Below are 17,165 nucleotides of genomic sequence, written 5' to 3'. Positions count from 1 at the left end.
GGGAAGACGAGAGATGCACGACGAGACCTCCCTGTGGCGCGAGAGCGGACTGCGCCTGTCCGGCTTCGGGCACTACTACCCACGCCTCCTGGTCGAGAACGAGAGCGCCGAGGACCCGGCGGGCAACGCCGTGGACGAGGCCGTCATCGGACGGCTCGACGTCCGCAGCCGCCATGTGGCGGACGAGGAGGAGACCCCCGCGTACATGGGGGTGCGCGCCGCCCGCGCGGCGCTGGAGCAGGCCGGCGTCACGCCGGACCGGGTGGACCTGGTGGTCTTCAGCAACTGGACGGACCGCCAGTTCGTTCCCGAGTGGGCCCCGCACACCGCCCATCTGCTGGGCGCGGAACGGGCGTTGGCCTTCGACGTGTGCGGCGCCTGTACGGGGTTCGTGCACGGGGTCCAGACGGCGGCGGCGTACTTCGGCACGCACGCCGACTGGCGGCACGCGCTCGTCGTCTCCAGCGAGCGCTTCTCGCGCCGGGTGCGCCCCGGCAGCAAGGGCGAGCTGATCGTGGGCGACGCGGCCGGGGCGGCCGTGCTCTCGCGCGGCGCGGAGCCGGACGCGGGGCTGTGGGACTCGTTGCTGATCAGCGACGGTTCCGGCCGGGAGACGGTGACGGTGTACCCGCCCAACGGGTGGATCAGGAGCAGCCGGGAGCTGGTCTCCGTCGCGGCCGACTCGCACGCCGACCTGGCCGCCCGGATGCTGGCCCGTTCGGGCACGAAGATGGACGAGATCGACTGGGTGGTGCCGCACCCCGGCACGGGCCAACTGCACACCGCCGTACGGGAGCGCCTCTCCATCCCCGAGGAGCGGTTCATCACCAATTACGAGACGCGGGCGAACACCGGCAGCGCCTCGGTGCCGATCGTGCTCTCCGAGATGGCGCGCGACGGCCGGTTGAAGGCCGGCGACCTCTGCTACACCCCCACGGTGGGATCCGGCTGGTACTACGGGGGGCTGCTCTTCCGTGTCTGATCGCCCGTCCATCTCCCTGACACAGAACGGCGTTCGCGGTACGGCGCTGGTCACCGGCGGCAGCCGGGGACTCGGTTCGGCCATCGCCCGCCATCTCGCCGCCGAGGGCTGGCACACCGTGATCTGCGGACGCGACCCGGAGCGTCTGGACGCCGCCGTGAAGACGGCGGCCGACGACGGGATCGCCCTGCACGCCGTGCGGGCGGACGTCACCGACGAGCGGTCGGTGGGCGGCCTCTTCGAGCGGCTGGCCGAGGACGCCCCGCCGCTCGGCCTGTGCGTCAACAACGCCGGCAACAACTTCTCCCGCCGCCTGGTGAGCGTCAGGGAACGGCCCGACGGGCCGCCCCTGCTCTCCCCGCATCCGCTGGAGGACTTCGAGCGCGTGGTGACGTCCCTGCTCACCGGCACCTTCCTGGTCGGCCGGCACGCCGCGCAGACGATGCTGGCCGCCGGGACGCCCGGCGCCATCGTCAACATCTCCTCCACCGTCCGCAAGGGCGCGTACGGGCAGTCGGCGTACTGCGCGGCCAAGTCCGGGGTGGAGGCGCTGACCCGCACCTGGGCGACCGAGCTGGGCGAGTACGGCATCCGGGTCAGCGCGGTGGCCCCCGGAGTCGTCGACGGTGAGGCGCTGCGCCGCCGTTCGGCGGCGAGCGAGCGGCACGCGGCCTACATGGCCGACCTGCGACGCCATGTGCCGCTGCGCCGCTGGTGCGACGAGAGGGACGTGGCGGAGGCGGTCGCCTTCGCCGCCGACAACCCCTCGGTGACCGGCACGGTGCTGGAGGTCGACGCGGGAGGACTGCCCGCCCGCGTCCTGCCCCCGGCCGACCGGGTTCCCGGAACACGTACGACGGCCGCGACGGCGGACCTCCCCGAGAAAGCGGAGAACACAGTATGACCAGCGGCTTCGCACCCACCCTGCTCCACGGCAGGACCACCTTCCTGACCGGCGCCAGCAGCGGCATCGGCGCCGTCCTGGCGACGATGCTCGCCGCCCACGGCTCCCGGGTGGCGCTCATGGCCCGCAGCGAGAAGGAGCTGCGGCTGCTCGCCGAGCGGATCGAGGCGGACGGCGGGCGGGCGGTGGCGGTCCCCGGCGACCTCACCGACGCCGCCAGCGTGCGCGCCGCCGTCCGGGAGGCCGAGGAACTGCTCGGCCCGATCGACCGGCTGGTGCACTGCGCGGGCGCGGCCCGCGATCAGGCGTTCCTGTGCGACCAGGACGAGGACCAGTGGATGGCGACCCTCGACATCAACCTGCTGGGGGCCTTCCGGGTCGCGCGGGCGATCGTGCCGGGGATGATGGAGCGCCGCGAGGGCAACATCGTGATGGTCTCCTCCATCGCCGGGAAGCGCGGTCTTCCCGCCAACACCTCCTACTGCGCCTCGAAGTTCGGGCTCAACGGCATGACGCAGGCGCTCGCCTCCGAGCTGGGCGCCTTCGGCGTGCGGGTCAACGCGGTCTGCCCCGGACTCACCGACAGCCCGGCCGCCACGGACGGCGAACGGTACGGCGACCCGTTCATGGCGGCCATCGCCAAGCACCACGGCCCGCCGGACCTGACCTGGGACCGGTACCTCAAGCGGGCGGTCAACAGCACCATCCTGCGCCGCCTGGTGCGCCCCGAGGAGATCGCGGCCCAGGTGCTGTTCCTGCTCTCGGACCTCTCCGGCGGGATGACCGGGCAGGCCGTCAACGTGGACGCGGGGGCTCTGTGAGCGAGGAGTACGGCCAGGAGCGGGGCGGCCTCCCGCTGCCCGAGCGGCTGCTCGCCCCGGCGGCCCGGCCCTGGGCCCCCGGGCCCCGGGACGCCCTGGTCACCGGCATGGGCTTCTGCCTGCCCGGCGCGGGCGACGAACCGGTGCGCACGGCCGCGCAGGTCTGGGCGACCGCGTCCACCGGCGCCAGCCACGTCGAACGCGACGGTTTCCACCACGGCACCGTGCGCGGGGCCCGGGAGGCGTTCGCGGAACTGCTGCCCGACATCCCGTCCCGCTATCTGCGCAGCTACGCCGACGTCCACCTCTACGGCCTGGTCTCGCTGGTCGAGGCGTGCCGGGACGCGGGACTCGACCACGCGGCGGGCGCGTTGCGGGGTGCGGACGTGCTGACCGCCCGTGCGGGGGTGGACAGCAACTACGACAGCTACCGCGCGTGGCACGACGCGGACCCGGCGACGATCAGCCCGAGGGACGCCAAGTCCCTTTTCGTACGGCTGCTGGTGGCGGGCACGTCGAGCGATGTCGGCCCGGTCCAGGCGGCGTTGCTCGGGTCGACCGGCGCCAACTACACGGTGAGCTGCGGCTGCGCCTCCTCCTCGGTGCTGCTCGGCATCGCCCGCACGATGATCGCCTCCGGCCAGAGCGACCTCGTCGTCGTCACCGGGGTGGACCGCTTCGACACCGAGCGGGTGCTGCACGGCCACCGGTTGCGGGAGGTCGTCGAGCGTGAGGCCGTCACCGTGCGGCACAACGACGACCCGCCGGCCGCACCCCGCCACGACCGGCCGATGCGCCCGTACGACGCGGCGGGCGACTGCATGAACTACGGCGACGGTTCGGTGACCCTGGTCCTGGAGAGCCGCGAACACGCCGCCGCGCGCGGCGCCCGTTCCCACGGCGCGGTCCTCGGCCAGGCCACCACCCGCTCCGGGCTGAGCAGCGCGGTCGCCATCGACACCGGCGGCACGGGGCTGGCCGAGGCGGCCCGCCGCGCGCTGGGCGATCACACGTCGCTGGGACGCATCCCGTACGTCAACGGCGGCGGCGAGGGCGACGCGCTGTTCACCCGTATCGAGTCCAACGCCGTCCGTTCCCTGTGGGGCGAGAAGTCCGGTCAGGTGCTGGTGAGTTCGCAGGAGGCGTGCTTCGGGCACAGCGGCGCCCCGCTGGGCAACCTGGGTGCGGCGCTGACGCTGACGATGATGCGCGAGGGCGAGGTCTGCCCCACCGCCAACTGCGCGACCCCGTCGCCGGTCTGCTCGTTCGACCCGGTGCCCGGCACGAAGACGCGCGCCCTGGAGTTCGACCGGGCGCTGAGCTTCAACTACCAGGTGGGCGGGGTCAACAGCGCGCTGCTGCTGGGAGGTGGCGATGCCTGCTGAGCTGCCGCTGCTGCGGCTCTCCGGCGCCGGGTTCGTGCTCCCGGGGCCGGACGGCCGGGCCTGCACCGACCTGGACACCTTCTGGCGCGTGGTGCGCGACGGGACGAGCTGCCTCTCCCCGTTCGCCCATCCCGGACTTCCCCTGCGGATCGCCGGAACGGTCGAAGGGTGGGATCCGGAGGCCGTGCTCCCGCTGCCCGAGCGGCAGATCCGCCGCTCCTCGCGCGCCGGGCTGATGGCCACGGGCGCGGTGCACGGCGCCCTGGAACAGGCGGGGCTGAGCGCCGCCGACCTCGATCCGGAACGCACCGCGCTGGTCGCCTGCTCGCTCCAGTTCGCCTTTCCGGAGACCGAACGCTATTACCGGCTGGTCCGGGACGAGGGGGTCGCCGCCCTCGGCATGGAGTACTGGCTCAACGGAACCCCGCCCAGCGTGATCGGCACCGTGGCCTCCGGGCTTCGGCTGCCGTGCCAGACGCTGAGCGTGGCGGGCTCCTGCAACGTGGCGCTGCGGACGCTCCACCTGGTCCAGCAGATGTTCCGGTGCGGGGACATCGACCGGGCGGTCGTCGTCGGCGTGGACACCACCGTGGACCCGGTGTTCGTCGCCGGCACCAGCTACACCGGGCGCAGCGGCTACCGCGCCTCCTCGCTCTCCGACGACCCCGCCGACGTCCGGCCGCACGACGAGGTCCAGACCGGCAACGCCACCGGGGAGGGTGCGCTCGCCGTCGTCCTGGAGAACCCGGCGGCGACCGGGGACCGCCCGGGGCTGCTGCACCGGGCCCATCTGCGCACCTCCCGCTCCAACGGCCCCTCCACCGTCGCGACCGGGCCGCCCGCCAACGTGGTGGGCGATGTGCTGGCCGCCCTGGCGTCGGCCGGGCGCGGGCTGGGCGACCTCGCGTTCGTCAACGACTACGCGGACGGCAACAGGTTCGTCGAGGACCACCTGTGCCAGGCGCTGGCCGGGGTGCGGGAGGCGGCCGGGTACGGCGGCGAGCTGCGGCTGACCAACCAGGAGGCGGTCTTCGGGCACGTCGCCGGGACCGGCGGCCTGGTCAAGCTCCTCGGCAGCCTCCTCATGCTGCGCCACAGCCGGATCGCGCCGAGCGCCAACACCCTGAAGCCGTACGCGGCCCTGCCGGGCGACCCGGTGCTCGCGGGGGGCCTGGCGACCGGGGGCGACAGCGCGCTGGTGCTCGCCTCCGGGGCGGGCGGCGACGCCACCAGCATGGTCATCGAATACGAAGGCGGCGACTTGCCATGACCCACGTACACGACACGGCGACGCGGCCGGGGACGCCCGAGGGGGAGGACCCGCTGCGGACGCCGGTCAGCGCCCGCGTGGTCGTCGACGCCGCCGGGGCCCCGGGCGGGGCGGCCGACGCCCTCACCGACGCGCTCACCGCCCTCGGTCTGGCCCCCGAGGCCACCGGGGCTTGCGAGGCCACTGGGGCATCCGGGGCTTCCGGGGCTTCCGGGGCCACTGGGGCGCCGGGCCACGGGCGCGGCCTCGATTCCGGTTCCGCTCCGGCCGCGTACTGCGCGCTGCTGCTGGGCGAGGAGGCGTTCGGCGCGGAGCGCTCGCCCGGCCTGGAGCGGGCGCGGGTCCGGGCCGCCGCGCTGGCGATGGCGGCGGCGGGCCGGGGCCGCCTGGTCCTGGTGACCGACGCGACGGGCGAGACGCACGCTGGTACCGACCCCGACCGGCACGCCCGGCTCGCCGCCGACCGGGCGTGGTGGCAGCACCTGGTCACCGAGGTCGCCGGACACGGCGTCGTCGGCAACACCGTGGTCACCGGCTACTCCCCCGAGCTGGGCCACCGCCTCTCCCCCGCGGCCGAAGCCGGGCTGCTGCGCTACCTCGTGCAGCGCCGGGCCACCACGGCCGCCGACGTGGCCGCCGCCGTGGGCTTCCTGGTCTCGGAGGGGTGCTCCTACCTGGTCGGGGAGACCCTGCCGGTCGACGGGGGCGCGGGGCTCGGCCAGATCCCGTCGCTGCCCGCCGGGCCGCCCGCCGCCGTGCCCGCGCCGCGTCGGAGCGCCCCGGCGGAGCAGCCGGCGCCGGTCACCGGCCGGGACCTCCTGGGCCACACGGTCCTGGTGGCGGGGGCCAGCAGCGGTATCGGGCGGGCCGCCGCCCTGCATCTGGCGGAACGCGGCGCGGACGTGGTGCTGGCCGCGCGCCGGACCGGGGCGCTGGAGGAGGTCGCCGCCGGGATCGCGGCGGCGGGCCGTCAGGCGTGGACGCTGCGCTGCGACCTCTCCGACCCCGAGGACGCGGCCTCGCTCGGTGAACGCGCCTGGAAGGCGGCCGGCGGGGTGACCTCGCTGCTGTACGCGGCCGGGCACCTGGGGTTCAGCGCGGTCGGCGGCGACGCGGCGTCCGCCGCCCGGACGTTCGCGGTGAACCTGCACAGCTTCGTCGCCGTCACCGAGTACCTGGCGGCCCGCTGGCGGGACGAGAAGGCGCCCGGCGCGGTGGTCGGGGTCTCCTCCGTCAGCTCCACGCTCAGTCCGGTCGCCGGGCTGGAGTACTACGGGGCGAGCAAGGCGGCGATGGCCCAGTACATCCGCGGCCTCGCGGTCTCGGTGGCCCGCCACGGCATCCGCGCCAACTGCGTGGCCCCCGGCATCATCGAGACGCCGATGGGCGACGCGGCGGGCCCCGAGCACCGGCGCGGCTGGATCAGCCGGATCCCGGCCGGGCGGGTCGGCGACCCCCGTGAGGTGGCGGCCGTCCTCGGCCATCTGCTGAGCGGTTCGGCCGCCCGGGTGACCGGCGCGGTGCTGCGCGTGGACGGCGGCTTCGGCCTCGGGGACGTGGCCCCGCTCCGGCCGGGCTACCCGGAGCCGGCGGCATCGGCGCCGTCGGCATCGGGCCGGGAACAGGTGGAGGGCCGGTGAGCGCCGCGGGAGAGCCGGTGGGCCCCCCGGTCGCCCTCGTCGCCGGGGCGTCCTCCGGCATCGGGGCCGCCGTCGCCCGCCGCCTGGCCGCCCGCGGCAGTGCCGTGGCGCTGGTCGGGCGGCGGGAGCCCGAGCTGAAGGAGGTGGCGGAGTCGATCCGCGACGCCGGGGGCGTCGCGCTGCCGCTCGCCCTGGACCTGGCCGAGCCGGGCGGCCCCGCCGACGCGGTCGCGGCGGCCGCCGACGCGCTGGGGCCGGTCGGACTGCTGGTGTGCAGCGCGGGCGCGATCCGGCTGGCCGCCGTCCACGAGACCGAGGAACGGCACTGGGAACGGCAGCTGCGGGTGAACCTCACCGTGCCGTTCCTGCTGGCCCGCGAGGTGCTGCCCGGGATGCGGGAACGCGGTTACGGCTGGGTCGTGAACATCGGCTCGGGCGTGGGCTCGGAGGTGGTGCCGGGCAGCGGCGGCTACGGCGTCAGCAAGCACGCCGTGCACCGGCTCACCGAGCTGATCCACGAGGAGAACCGCGATCGCGGCGTCCGCGCGGTGACCGTCGCGCCCGGCTGGGTCTCCACCCGGCTGGCGGCCCGCCCCGCCGACCTCGGGGTTCCCGAGGAGGCGGTGCTGGACGCGGAGGACATCGCGGACACCGTCGCCTGGCTGCTGGACCGGCCGGCCCGGATGAGCGTCGGCCCGCTGGTCCGCGTCGAGCCCTCCGCGAGCCGGGCCGCCGCCGGTGACGCCATGACCCGCCACCTGAACCGCTCCCGCGCCGAGGGCGCCGGACGGACCGTTGAGGAGAACCGCTGATGGGCAGGACCACTCTCGTCGAGCACGACGTGCCGGTGGAGATGCGCGACGGAACGGTGCTGCGGGCCGATGTGTGGCGCCCCGCCGAAGGGCCGCCCTCGCCCGCCGTCCTCTTCCGCACGCCGTACGGCAAGTCCCAGCTGGGTCTTGCCACGTTGACCCCGGCCCAGTGCGTGGACCGGGGGTACGCGGCGGTCGTGCAGGACACCCGGGGCCGGTTCGGTTCGGAGGGCGAGTGGGCCCCGCTGGACTGGTCGCGGGAGGGCCCGGACGGGTACGACACCGTCGAGTGGACCGCCGGACAGCCGTGGTGCGACGGGAACGTGGCCATGGCGGGCACCTCGTACCAGGCGATCGTGCAGTGGCTGGCCGCCATGGAGAAGCCTCCGCACCTGCGGGCCATCGCGCCCGCCATGTCCACCTCCGCGCTGTTCGACGCCGAGCAGCTGGGCGGCGCCCTGCGGCTGGACCACCTCACGAGCTGGCTCGGTCTGACGGCGCTGGAGTGGGTGCAGCGCCGGGCGGCGGCGGGCGACCCGGTGGACGGGGCGGTCGTCGCCGAGGTCGTGCAGTTGCTCACCACTCCCGAAGTTCCGCTGCGTCGCTGGCCGTTGTCGACGATCCTCGACTTCGAGGGGTTCCCCGGCCGGCTGCGGGACATCTTCGCGGGGAAGGTGGCGACGGTGGCCGACTACCGTCTCGACGAGGTCGGGGTGCCCACGTTCTCGGTGGGCGGCTGGTACGACGTGTTCTCCCACGGCACGATCGAGCTGCACCGTGCGATGCGCTCCCGGGACCCGGTGGCCGGGCGGCACGAGCTGGTCGTCGGGCCCTGGGTGCACTCCGGTCAGCTCCCGCAGGTCCAGGGCGAGGTGAACACGGGCCCGTACGGTTCGGCGCAGGGCGCGCGGCTGGCCGACCTCCACATGGACTTCTTCGACCGCCACCTGCGTCCGGGCGGGGAGAGAGCCGGGGAGGCGGCGGGCGGCGACGTCCGGTACTTCCTCTTCGGCGACGACGCCTGGCACCGCGCCGAGAGCTGGCCCCCGCCCGAGGCCGTGGACGCCTCCTGGTACCTGGCGGGCCCCGAGGGCGGCGAGGAGGACGGCCGGCTGCTGCCCGAACCGCCCCAGGAGGGCTTCGGACAGGACGCCTTCACCTACGACCCGGAGAACCCGGTCCCCTCGCACGGCGGGCGGGTGCTCCAGCTCGGCCGGCTGGCGGCGGGCCCGCTCAACCAGGCGCACCTGGAGACCAGGCCGGACGTGCTGCTCTACACCTCCGAGCCGCTCACCGAACCGCTGGACGTCGTCGGCCGGCAGCGGCTGCGGCTGCGCTTCGGCTCGGACGCGCCCGCCACCGCCGTCGTCGCCAAGCTCACCGACGTACACCCGGACGGGCGTTCGCTGCTGGTGGCCGAGGCCAGTCTCCGGCTGGAGACCGAGGACGGCGCCCCGCCGGAGGAACCGTACGACGCCGACCTGCTGCTCGGGGACACAGCGTGGCGCTTCGCCGCCGGGCACCGGCTGCGCGTCCACGTGACCAGCAGCAACTTCCCGCACCTGGACCGCCATCCGAACGTCCCGGGCCCGGTCGGCACGGCGGAGCACTGCCGGCCGGCGCGGCAGACGGTCTGGTACGGCGGCCCGTACGAGAGTGCGCTGCGGCTGCGGGTGCTGCCCGCCCGGGCCGCCGGGGGGACGGCGTGAGCGAGGACATACTCGACCCGGCGTCCGCCGAGGTGCCCACCGCCGAGCAGTGCGTGCTGGGCCCGTTGCTGCGCCGCCGTGCCGCCGCCGCGCCGACGGCTCCGTACGCGCTGATGCCGGACGGCGGAACCTGGACGTACGCGCGGACGCTCCGGGAGACCGAGGAGACGGCCGCGGCCCTCCAGGCGCTGGGCGTCGCCCCGGGCGAGCTGGTGCTGAGCTGGCTGCCCAACGGGCCGGACGCGCTGCGCGTCTGGTACGGGGCCAACCTGGCGGGCGCGGTCCTGGCGCCGCTGAACATCGCCTACCGGGGCGCGATCCTGCGCCAGGTGGTCGCCGACAGCGGGGCCGAGGTGCTGGTCTGCCGGCCGTCGCTGGCGGCCCGGCTGGAGGAGGGGGGCGAGCGGGCCGGGGCGGTGCGCACGGTGGTGCTGCTGCCGGGCCCCGAGGACGCGCCGGACGAGGTGGCGGCGCTCGCCGCCCGGCTCGCCGCGTGCTACCGGGTGGAGACCGGACTGCGGGCGGACCGGGCGGAGTTCACCGAGCCGGCGCCCGCGCTGCAGCCGTGGGATCCGCAGACGGTGATCTACACCTCCGGGACGACCGGCCCCTCGAAGGGGGTCGTCTCCTCCTACGCGCACCTGTACAGCAGTTGCACCGCCGCCTTCCACGGCATGGCCGGCCCGGACGACCGTTATCTGCTCCAGCTCCCCCTGTTCCACGCGGGCGGCACGATCGGGGCGTACGGGATGCTGGTGCACGGCGGATCGGTGACGGTCGTACCCGCCTTCACCACCAGTGAGTTCTGGCCGCTGATCCGCCGCACCGGGACGACCCTGTGCACGCTGCTCGGCGTGATGGCGACCTATCTGCTCAAGCAGCCGCCGCTGCCGCAGGACACCGGGCATCCGCTGCGGGCGGCCTACGTCATCCCGTTCACCGAGGGGGCCGCGGAGTTCTCCAAGCGGTTCGGCGTCTCCGTGCGCGCGCTGTTCAACATGACCGAGGTCGCATGCCCGGTGCTCTCCGGGCCGGACCACCACCCGGGCGTCCCGATGCACTGCGGGCGGCCCCGGGCGGGCATCGCCGCCCGGGTGGTCGACGACCACGACCGGGAGGTGCCGGTGGGCGGGGCGGGCGAGCTGGTGCTGCGCGCCGACCGGCCGTGGTCGTTCCTCAGCGGTTACCTCGGCCGCCCCGCCGAGACGGCCGCCGCCTGGCGCAACGGCTGGTTCCACACCGGGGACACCTTCCGGCGCGCCGCGGACGGCGGCCTGGTCTTCGTGGACCGGAAGAAGGACGCGATCCGCCGACGCGGCGAGAACATCTCCTCCTTCGAGGTGGAGGCGCAGGCGGTGGCCCACCCGGGAGTGCTGGAGGCCGCGGCGGTGGCGGTCCCCGGCGACGAGGGCGAGGACGAGGTGCTGCTGGTGGTGGCGGACCGCGACCCGGCGGACCCGGTCGACCCGGCGGGGCTGCTGGAGTTCCTCCGGGAGCGGCTGGCCCACTTCATGCTGCCGCGCTACATCCGGGTGCTGCCCGAACTGCCCAAGACCCCCACCGGTAAGCCGACCAAGCACACGCTGCGCGCCGAGGGCGTGGTGGCGGGGACCTGGGACCGCGAGGCGGCCGGTGTCCGCGTCCGCAGGGAGAGGATCGTATGAACCGGGAAACCGCCGACACGGGGCAGGAGTTCGCGGCCGAATGGGCGGGGGCGGCGACCGAGTCGTTCGCGGACTTCGCCGGCCGCGTGGACGCCGAGGAGGGCGTACCGCTGCGGGCCTCGCTCGCGGACGGGGTCGCCACGCTGACGCTGGACCGGCCGCACCGCCGCAACAGCCTCGACCTGACGCTCTCCCGCCATCTCCTGCTCGGTCTGATGTGCGCGGGCGACGACCGCCGCGTCCGTACGGTCGTGATCACCGGGAGCGGCGGGGCGTTCTGCGCGGGCGACGACGTGGAGAGCGTACGGCGGTGGCGGCTGGGCGACCGGGTGGACACCCCCTTCGACCCGGTCACCTCGGACGCGCACTACCTCCGGGTCTGCGAGGCGATCCTGCATCTGCCGAAGCCGGTGATCGTGGGGCTGACCGGTGCGGCGGCGGGCGCGGGGGCGGAGATCGCCTGCGCCGCCGACTTCCGGCTGGCGGACACCCGTGCCTCGATCGGCAGTTGCCTGGCGGGGGTCGGCCATGTGGGGAACGTGGTGCTGATGTCCCGGCTGACCGGTCCGGCGCGGGCGACGGAGATCTACCTCACCGGACGGATGGTTTCGGGGGACGAGGCGGTGCGCCTGGGGCTGTTCGACCGGCTCTGCGCCCCGGAGGATTTCGACCGTGAACTGGCGGAACTGGCAGGCAGGTTCGCCGCGCTTCCGACCGCCTCGGTGGGGTTGTTCAAGGAGTTGCGGGAGCGGAGCTGGGGGCAGCCGGCCGAGTACGGGCTGCGCCTCCAGGACGCGTACCACCTGAAGACGCACGCCACGGTGGCCGACGCGCGCGAGGGGATGGCCGCCTTCGCGGAGAAGCGCCCGCCCCGCTTCACCGGCGACTGAGGGGCCGAAGGGGTCCGCGCCGGGGCCGCCGACGGGCCCGGCGGGGCCGTCCGCCTTTGCGGCCGCGATGGAGAGAGTATTCTGATTCTGATGAACGAAGCGCTGCGGCACCCCCGCCCGGCGGCCTCGCCGCCTCCTCCCCCGTCTCCGTCCGCGCCCGCGTACGGGCCCCGGTCCAGACCCGCGGAGGCCGACGGCTGCGACGGGGAGCCGGCACGATGAGCCGCCCCGAGAGCCGGGCCGCCGCCAGTTCCCGGGTCGTGGAGAGGGAGCACAGCACCGAGGTCTCCGGCGCCCGGCTGCACTACTGGACGGCCGGTCCGGCGGACGGTCCGGGCATCGCCCTCACCCACGGCGCGGGGGCCGACCACCGTATGTTCGATCCTCAGATCCCCGCCCTGGTGGAGGCGGGTTTCCGCACCCTGCGCTGGGACGTGCGCTACCACGGGGCGTCCGCCTCCCGCACCGGCAGGTTCCGTACGGTCTACGCGGCGGACGATCTGGCGGCGGTGCTGGACGCGGCCGGGATGGACCGGCCGCTGGCGCTGCTGGGCCAGTCGATGGGCGGCAACATCTCCCAGGAGTTCCTGCGCCGCCGGCCCGACGAGGTCACCGCGCTCGTGGTGATCGGCTCCACGTCCAGCACCCTGCCCGTCACCCGGCGCGAACGGCGCGGCCTGGTCCTTTCCCGCGCCCTCATGCGGCTGGTCCCCTACCGCCGGCTGACCCGGTCGATGGCGGTGGCGTCGGCCGAGGACGCCGGGGCCCGGGAGTACCTGCGGGAGGTCTTCGCCGCCAACGGGCGGCGCGCCTTCCTCACCACCTGGGACGGCATGACCCGGGCGATCGACCCCTCCCCCGGCTACCGCGTGGAGAAGCCCGAGCTTCTGATCTGCGGCGAACACGACGGCACGGGTAACATCCGCTCGGCGATGGAGCGGTGGAGCGAACGCGACCCCCACAGCGAGTTCCATGTGATCCCCGGCGCCGGGCACGTCGCCAACCTGGACCGTCCCCACGAGGTCAACCGGCTGACCGTCGCCTTCCTGAAGGCTGAGACTCCGAGGAGACCATGACCGACGACGGCAACACACCCGACGCGGGCCCCCTCCCGCCGCCCGGCCCCGGGGGGTTCAGCGACGCGGAGGCGTCCTTCATCAGCGCGATGGGTTCGCTGATGGAACGCTGGGGCCTTCCCCAGGCCACCGGCCGCCTCTTCGGCTACCTCCTGCTGCGCAACAAGCCGGTGGACCTCGACACCATGACCCGTGAACTCGGCCAGGCCAAGAGCGGACTGAGCGTGGCCGCCCGCCAGCTGGAGGCGTGGACGCTGGTGCGCCGCTCCACCCGGCCCGGCAGCAGGCGCATCGACTACGAGGCGGTGGGCGACCTCCAGCACCTGCTGCTGGTGAACAACGCCCACATGCGCAAGTTCACCGAGACGCTGAACGCGGGCGTCCCGGTGGCGCGCGGCGAGGCACGGGACCGGCTGGCGTCGCTGGCCGGGCTGTTCAGCGGCTACGTGGAGCAGACCGAGGCGCTGGTGGCCGACTGGGAGGCCCGCCGCGCCGCCGCCTCCTGAGATCCCGCTTTCGACTTCCGACGGAGTGATCGTGAACGTGTCGTACGGCCTCGCGCCGAGCAACGGAACAGCGGCGGCGGCCGACGCGGCGGCTTCCGCGGCCCCGGTCCGCCCGCCGGTCGTGGACGCCTGCTCCCTCGTGTACGACGACGCGGGCTGGCGGGCCTACCTCAACCGGCTGGGCGAGAACGCCCCCGAGTACCTGGACGTCTTCTCCGCCTCGTTCTGCCGCTACTTCGGGGCCGTCCACTCCGCCTACCGCCAGGCCCTGGCCGTCCGCTGGCAGGACGCGGTGGACGTGCTGCTGCCGCCCGGCCGGCCGCCCTTCGACCTGGCCGCACATCTCGCGGACCGCCGACGGCAGGGGGTGACGGCGGAGTTCGCCATGGGTTCGGCGGAGCGGCTGCCGGACGGCCGTACCGTCAACGCGTGGCTGCTGGAGACCGTCCGGGACGTCCGCGACCGGGTACAGGTCTGGGCCGGGGTCTCCCTGCGCGACCCGGCCGAGGCGCTGCGGGAGGTGGAGAGTTCGCTGGCGGCGGGGGCGACCGGGCTGTGCGTGATCCCCTTCCTCGACGGCACCGACCCGGCCGACCCGCGGTTCGCCCCGGTCTGGGACGCGGCGGCGTCCGCGCGGCTGCCGGTCTGGCTGCACACCGGCCACCACTTCGCCCGGAGCCACCCCAGCGGCCTGGGCGGCTGGCGTACGGTCGAGACGCTGGCGGCCCGCCACCGCGAGCTGCTGCTCGTCGCCGGGCACGCGGGCTGGCCCGACGTGCGGGAGACCCTGCTCACCGCCGCCCGGCACCCCGGGGTCTACCTGGAGTTCTCCTCCCACCGCCCCCGGCACATGCCCCGGCCCGGCTCGGGCTGGGAGCCGCTGCTCCACCACGCCCGGGGGCTCGCCCGCGACCGGGTCCTGTTCGGCACGTCGACCTGGGTCAATCCGGGGCCGACCGGTCCGCTGGCGGACGAGGTGTCCGAGCTGCCGCTGCCCCGGGACGTGGTGACCGCCTGGCTCTCGGGCAACGCGGAGGCGCTGGTCGCCCGCTCGGCCGGGGCGCGCCGGGACTGAGCCGCGCCGGGGAGGCTCCGGAGGGTTCGCGGTCGCCTGCGGGGGCAGGCGATCCGCCGGACGGCCGATCGCCGCCGACGCGTCGGGAGCCACTTTCCGGCACGGGCGGGCGGAGCGCCGATCCTGGCCGGACCGGGCCTACCGTCGGCCTGGTCAGCCACCCCGACCAACGGAGATGTACGACATGGCAAAGATCCTTTTCGTGGTGTCCGGCGCGGACCACTGGACCCTGGCGGACGGTTCCGCCCACCCCACCGGCTTCTGGGCCGAGGAGGCGGTGGCCCCGTACCGGGCGTTCACCGACGCCGGACACGAGGTGGTCGTCGCCACCCCGGGCGGAGTCGTCCCGACCGTGGACCGCGGCAGTCTGGCGCCCGGCGCCAACGGCGGCCAGGAGGGCGCCGACGCGGTGGCGGCCGGGCTGGAGGCGTTCGAGGAGCTGCGCCGGCCCATCGCCCTGGAGGACGTGGACCTCGACGCGTACGACGCCGTCTTCTACCCCGGCGGTCACGGCCCGATGGAGGACCTGGCGGTGGACCCGGCCTCGGGGCGGCTGCTCGCGGAGACCCTGGCGTCGGGCAAGCCGCTGGGCGTGGTCTGCCACGGACCGGCGGCTCTGCTGGCCGCGACCGGCCCGGACGGCGTCAACGTGTTCGCCGGGTACCGGCTCACCGGCTTCACCAACGCCGAGGAGGCCCAGGCGGGCTTCGCGGACCGGGCGAAGTGGCTGCTCCAGGACCGGCTGGTGGGGCTGGGCGCGGACTTCCGGGAGGGCGAGCCCTGGGCCCCGTTCATCATCACCGACCGGAACCTGATCACCGGTCAGAACCCGGCGTCCTCGGCCCCGTTGGCGGACGAAATCCTCAGCCGGCTGAGCTGAAAGGGCGCCCCGGCGACCCCGGGCCGGCCGGCCCGGGGTCGCCGGGGCGGCCGGGCTTCTCAGAGCCAGTCCCGCCGGGCGGGGGGCTCGCAGAGTTCCAGCACGACCGCGCCGTTCTCCGGCTCCTCGCCGGAGACGGGCCGCACGCGCGCGCCGACCGTCACCAGGTGCGGCGCGGCGCCGACGACCCGGCAGCGGAAGACGAACCCCTCGGGGAAGCGCACCAGGGACTCGTTACGCGCCTCGTCGGTGTAGCGGTGGACCACGGCGGTCCGGACGACCACGCCGTGGCCGGTGGTGCGTTCGGGCTCCAGCTCGCTCGACGCGCACACCGGGCACAGCAACCGCCGGAAGGAGGCGGTGCCGCACCAGCGGCAGCGGTGGTAGGAGAGGCCGCTCTCCTCGTGCGCCTTCCGGATGGTGCCCATTCCTGTCTGGGACATGGCTCGACCCCCTGCGCTCGACTCGGAACGCGCCGTACCCGCACGGACGGCGCGTCCGCACCATATGGCACCCAGTGCCGGACCGTAAAGGCACTGAGTGCCTATTGGTACTCAGTTCTCGCCGACGGCGGACTCGATCTGCTGCACGACCCGCCACATCGGGGTGCCCTTCTGCGCGACCATCACGATCACCTCGCCCTCCGGGCCCCCGCCGCCGGAGAGGGGGAAGGGGACGGCCGGCGCGGGGGCGGGCGTGCCCCAGACCTCGCGCACCAGGGCGAGCGCACGGTCGACCGCCGCCTCCGGGTCGCCCTCCCCGCCCGAACGCAGCCACAGACGCAGCCCGTTGTTGTGCGCGGCGACCACCGACGCCGCGATCACCTCCGCGCGCAGCCCCCCGTCGCCGTCCTCGCCGAACCGGCTCCGCAGATGGCCGGCGAGGGTCTGCTCGTACCGGCGCACCACCGACAGTTCGTACGTCCGCAGCCCCGGCACCTCCCGGGTGAGCCGGTAGCGCCGGACGGAGAACTCGGGGTTGTCCGCGTACATCCGCAGCACGATGCGCGCCGCGTCGCACACCGCGCCGACCGGGTCGCCGTCGTCCACGGCGGCCAGGAACGCGGTCATCTCGGCGAGGCAGCGCTCGTGGTCCGGGAAGACCACGTCCTCCTTCGAGGGGAAGTACCGGAAGAACGAACGGCGGCCCACCCCGGCCCGCGCCACGATGTCGTCCACGGTCGTCCGCTCGAAGCCCCGCTCCACGAAGAGCTGGAAGGCCGCCTGTGCCAGCACCTCCCGCATGGGGGGCTTCTTCTCGGGTCCTCGCGCCTCGCTCATGCGGCGAAACGTAGCACCGGAAGACTGGTTTTGGCACTGCGTACCTTTACAGAGGGTACTGAGTGCCATAATCTCTCCACCAGTACCCGTGACACCCAGGTAGGCAGGAGAGCCGGCGTGAGCTTGAGGATCGTTGTCTGTGTGAAGTATGTGCCCGACGCGTCCGGTGACCGGCGTTTCGCCGATGATCTGACGGTGGACCGTGAGGATGTCGATGGTCTGCTCTCGGAGCTGGACGAGTACGCGGTCGAGCAGGCGTTGCAGATCGCGG

At 74.6% G+C, this 17,165-nt stretch carries 16 protein-coding genes and 1 pseudogene; 15 read left to right on the top strand and 2 right to left on the bottom strand.

The features are described 5' to 3' along the window. Nucleotides 1–13 precede the first annotated feature (13 nt). From AMK24_RS19110 to AMK24_RS19045, 14 genes are all read left to right on the top strand, one after another. Entirely contained in the window at nt 14–982 is a 969-nt protein-coding gene (locus tag AMK24_RS19110; protein WP_073770005.1) for a ketoacyl-ACP synthase III, read from the top strand. Continuing rightward, complete coding sequence (locus AMK24_RS19105) at nt 975–1,886, top strand: SDR family NAD(P)-dependent oxidoreductase (protein WP_073770004.1); 912 nt, start codon at nt 975–977, stop codon at nt 1,884–1,886. The genes AMK24_RS19110 and AMK24_RS19105 overlap by 8 nt, the downstream gene beginning before the upstream one ends. Beyond that, the gene (locus AMK24_RS19100) at nt 1,883–2,707 is read left to right on the top strand and encodes an SDR family NAD(P)-dependent oxidoreductase (RefSeq protein WP_073770003.1); all 825 of its coding nucleotides are present in this window, start codon (nt 1,883–1,885) and stop codon (nt 2,705–2,707) included. The genes AMK24_RS19105 and AMK24_RS19100 overlap by 4 nt, the downstream gene beginning before the upstream one ends. Continuing rightward, a complete protein-coding gene (locus tag AMK24_RS19095; RefSeq protein WP_073770002.1) occupies nt 2,704–4,092 on the top strand; it encodes a beta-ketoacyl synthase N-terminal-like domain-containing protein in 1,389 nt (462 codons plus the stop codon). The genes AMK24_RS19100 and AMK24_RS19095 overlap by 4 nt, the downstream gene beginning before the upstream one ends. Beyond that, on the top strand, nt 4,082–5,362 hold the full coding sequence (locus AMK24_RS19090) for a beta-ketoacyl synthase (protein WP_073770321.1): 1,281 nt from the start codon (nt 4,082–4,084) through the stop codon (nt 5,360–5,362). Before AMK24_RS19095 ends, AMK24_RS19090 begins: the two co-directional genes overlap by 11 nt. Beyond that, nucleotides 5,359–7,002 carry an SDR family NAD(P)-dependent oxidoreductase gene (locus AMK24_RS35195; protein ID WP_073770001.1) on the top strand — a complete coding sequence of 548 codons (1,644 nt, stop codon included), beginning with the start codon at nt 5,359–5,361 and terminating at the stop codon, nt 7,000–7,002. The genes AMK24_RS19090 and AMK24_RS35195 overlap by 4 nt, the downstream gene beginning before the upstream one ends. Continuing rightward, on the top strand, nt 6,999–7,814 hold the full coding sequence (locus AMK24_RS19080; protein ID WP_073770000.1) for an SDR family oxidoreductase: 816 nt from the start codon (nt 6,999–7,001) through the stop codon (nt 7,812–7,814). The genes AMK24_RS35195 and AMK24_RS19080 overlap by 4 nt, the downstream gene beginning before the upstream one ends. Continuing rightward, a complete protein-coding gene (locus AMK24_RS19075; protein WP_073769999.1) occupies nt 7,814–9,523 on the top strand; it encodes a CocE/NonD family hydrolase in 1,710 nt (569 codons plus the stop codon). The genes AMK24_RS19080 and AMK24_RS19075 overlap by 1 nt, the downstream gene beginning before the upstream one ends. Continuing rightward, complete coding sequence (locus tag AMK24_RS19070; RefSeq protein WP_073769998.1) at nt 9,520–11,187, top strand: ATP-dependent acyl-CoA ligase; 1,668 nt, start codon at nt 9,520–9,522, stop codon at nt 11,185–11,187. Before AMK24_RS19075 ends, AMK24_RS19070 begins: the two co-directional genes overlap by 4 nt. Then, the gene (locus AMK24_RS19065; protein WP_073769997.1) at nt 11,184–12,077 is read left to right on the top strand and encodes an enoyl-CoA hydratase/isomerase family protein; all 894 of its coding nucleotides are present in this window, start codon (nt 11,184–11,186) and stop codon (nt 12,075–12,077) included. The genes AMK24_RS19070 and AMK24_RS19065 overlap by 4 nt, the downstream gene beginning before the upstream one ends. A gap of 218 nt (nt 12,078–12,295) precedes the next feature. Then, nucleotides 12,296–13,153, top strand: a complete 858-nt coding sequence (locus AMK24_RS19060) for an alpha/beta fold hydrolase (protein ID WP_073769996.1) — start codon at nt 12,296–12,298, stop codon at nt 13,151–13,153. After that, nucleotides 13,150–13,659, top strand: a complete 510-nt coding sequence (locus AMK24_RS19055) for a GbsR/MarR family transcriptional regulator (protein WP_073769995.1) — start codon at nt 13,150–13,152, stop codon at nt 13,657–13,659. Before AMK24_RS19060 ends, AMK24_RS19055 begins: the two co-directional genes overlap by 4 nt. A gap of 31 nt (nt 13,660–13,690) precedes the next feature. Further along, the gene (locus AMK24_RS19050; RefSeq protein WP_242435189.1) at nt 13,691–14,734 is read left to right on the top strand and encodes an amidohydrolase family protein; all 1,044 of its coding nucleotides are present in this window, start codon (nt 13,691–13,693) and stop codon (nt 14,732–14,734) included. A gap of 184 nt (nt 14,735–14,918) precedes the next feature. Further along, a complete protein-coding gene (locus AMK24_RS19045; RefSeq protein ID WP_073770320.1) occupies nt 14,919–15,614 on the top strand; it encodes a type 1 glutamine amidotransferase domain-containing protein in 696 nt (231 codons plus the stop codon). A 59-nt stretch (nt 15,615–15,673) separates the two neighbouring features. Here the strand turns inward: AMK24_RS19045 and AMK24_RS19040 are convergent, their stop codons facing one another. After that, nucleotides 15,674–16,042: a Zn-ribbon domain-containing OB-fold protein gene (locus AMK24_RS19040; RefSeq protein WP_073769993.1), complete on the bottom strand. Its 369-nt coding sequence runs from the start codon at nt 16,040–16,042 to the stop codon at nt 15,674–15,676. 126 nt (nt 16,043–16,168) lie between these two features. Further along, nucleotides 16,169–16,858 (bottom strand): TetR family transcriptional regulator, encoded by a 690-nt coding sequence (locus AMK24_RS19035; RefSeq protein WP_073769992.1) that lies wholly within the window; start codon nt 16,856–16,858, stop codon nt 16,169–16,171. A 153-nt stretch (nt 16,859–17,011) separates the two neighbouring features. On the opposite strand from AMK24_RS19035, the pseudogene AMK24_RS19030 reads away from it, so the two are divergent. After that, a pseudogene (locus AMK24_RS19030) lies at nt 17,012–17,165 on the top strand (electron transfer flavoprotein subunit beta); the annotation flags it as partial.

It is taken from the genome of Streptomyces sp. CB02366, assembly GCF_001905905.1.
Lineage (GTDB): Bacteria > Actinomycetota > Actinomycetes > Streptomycetales > Streptomycetaceae > Streptomyces.
The sequence above is the reverse complement of the archived record's forward strand: the minus strand, read 5'-3'. Positions and strand labels throughout refer to the sequence as shown.

Excerpts from the sequence above, each read along its gene's own strand:
- AMK24_RS19110 (WP_073770005.1), top strand. The coding sequence starts at position 14 with ATGCACGACGAGACCTCCCTGTGGCGCGAGAGCGGACTGCGCCTGTCC.
- AMK24_RS19100 (WP_073770003.1), top strand. The coding sequence starts at position 1,883 with ATGACCAGCGGCTTCGCACCCACCCTGCTCCACGGCAGGACCACCTTC.
- AMK24_RS19090 (WP_073770321.1), top strand. The coding sequence starts at position 4,082 with ATGCCTGCTGAGCTGCCGCTGCTGCGGCTCTCCGGCGCCGGGTTCGTG.
- AMK24_RS35195 (WP_073770001.1), top strand. The coding sequence starts at position 5,359 with ATGACCCACGTACACGACACGGCGACGCGGCCGGGGACGCCCGAGGGG.
- AMK24_RS19075 (WP_073769999.1), top strand. The coding sequence starts at position 7,814 with ATGGGCAGGACCACTCTCGTCGAGCACGACGTGCCGGTGGAGATGCGC.
- AMK24_RS19065 (WP_073769997.1), top strand. The coding sequence starts at position 11,184 with ATGAACCGGGAAACCGCCGACACGGGGCAGGAGTTCGCGGCCGAATGG.
- AMK24_RS19060 (WP_073769996.1), top strand. The coding sequence starts at position 12,296 with ATGAGCCGCCCCGAGAGCCGGGCCGCCGCCAGTTCCCGGGTCGTGGAG.
- AMK24_RS19055 (WP_073769995.1), top strand. The coding sequence starts at position 13,150 with ATGACCGACGACGGCAACACACCCGACGCGGGCCCCCTCCCGCCGCCC.
- AMK24_RS19045 (WP_073770320.1), top strand. The coding sequence starts at position 14,919 with ATGGCAAAGATCCTTTTCGTGGTGTCCGGCGCGGACCACTGGACCCTG.
- AMK24_RS19040 (WP_073769993.1), bottom strand. The coding sequence starts at position 16,042 with ATGGGCACCATCCGGAAGGCGCACGAGGAGAGCGGCCTCTCCTACCAC.
- AMK24_RS19035 (WP_073769992.1), bottom strand. The coding sequence starts at position 16,858 with ATGCGGGAGGTGCTGGCACAGGCGGCCTTCCAGCTCTTCGTGGAGCGG.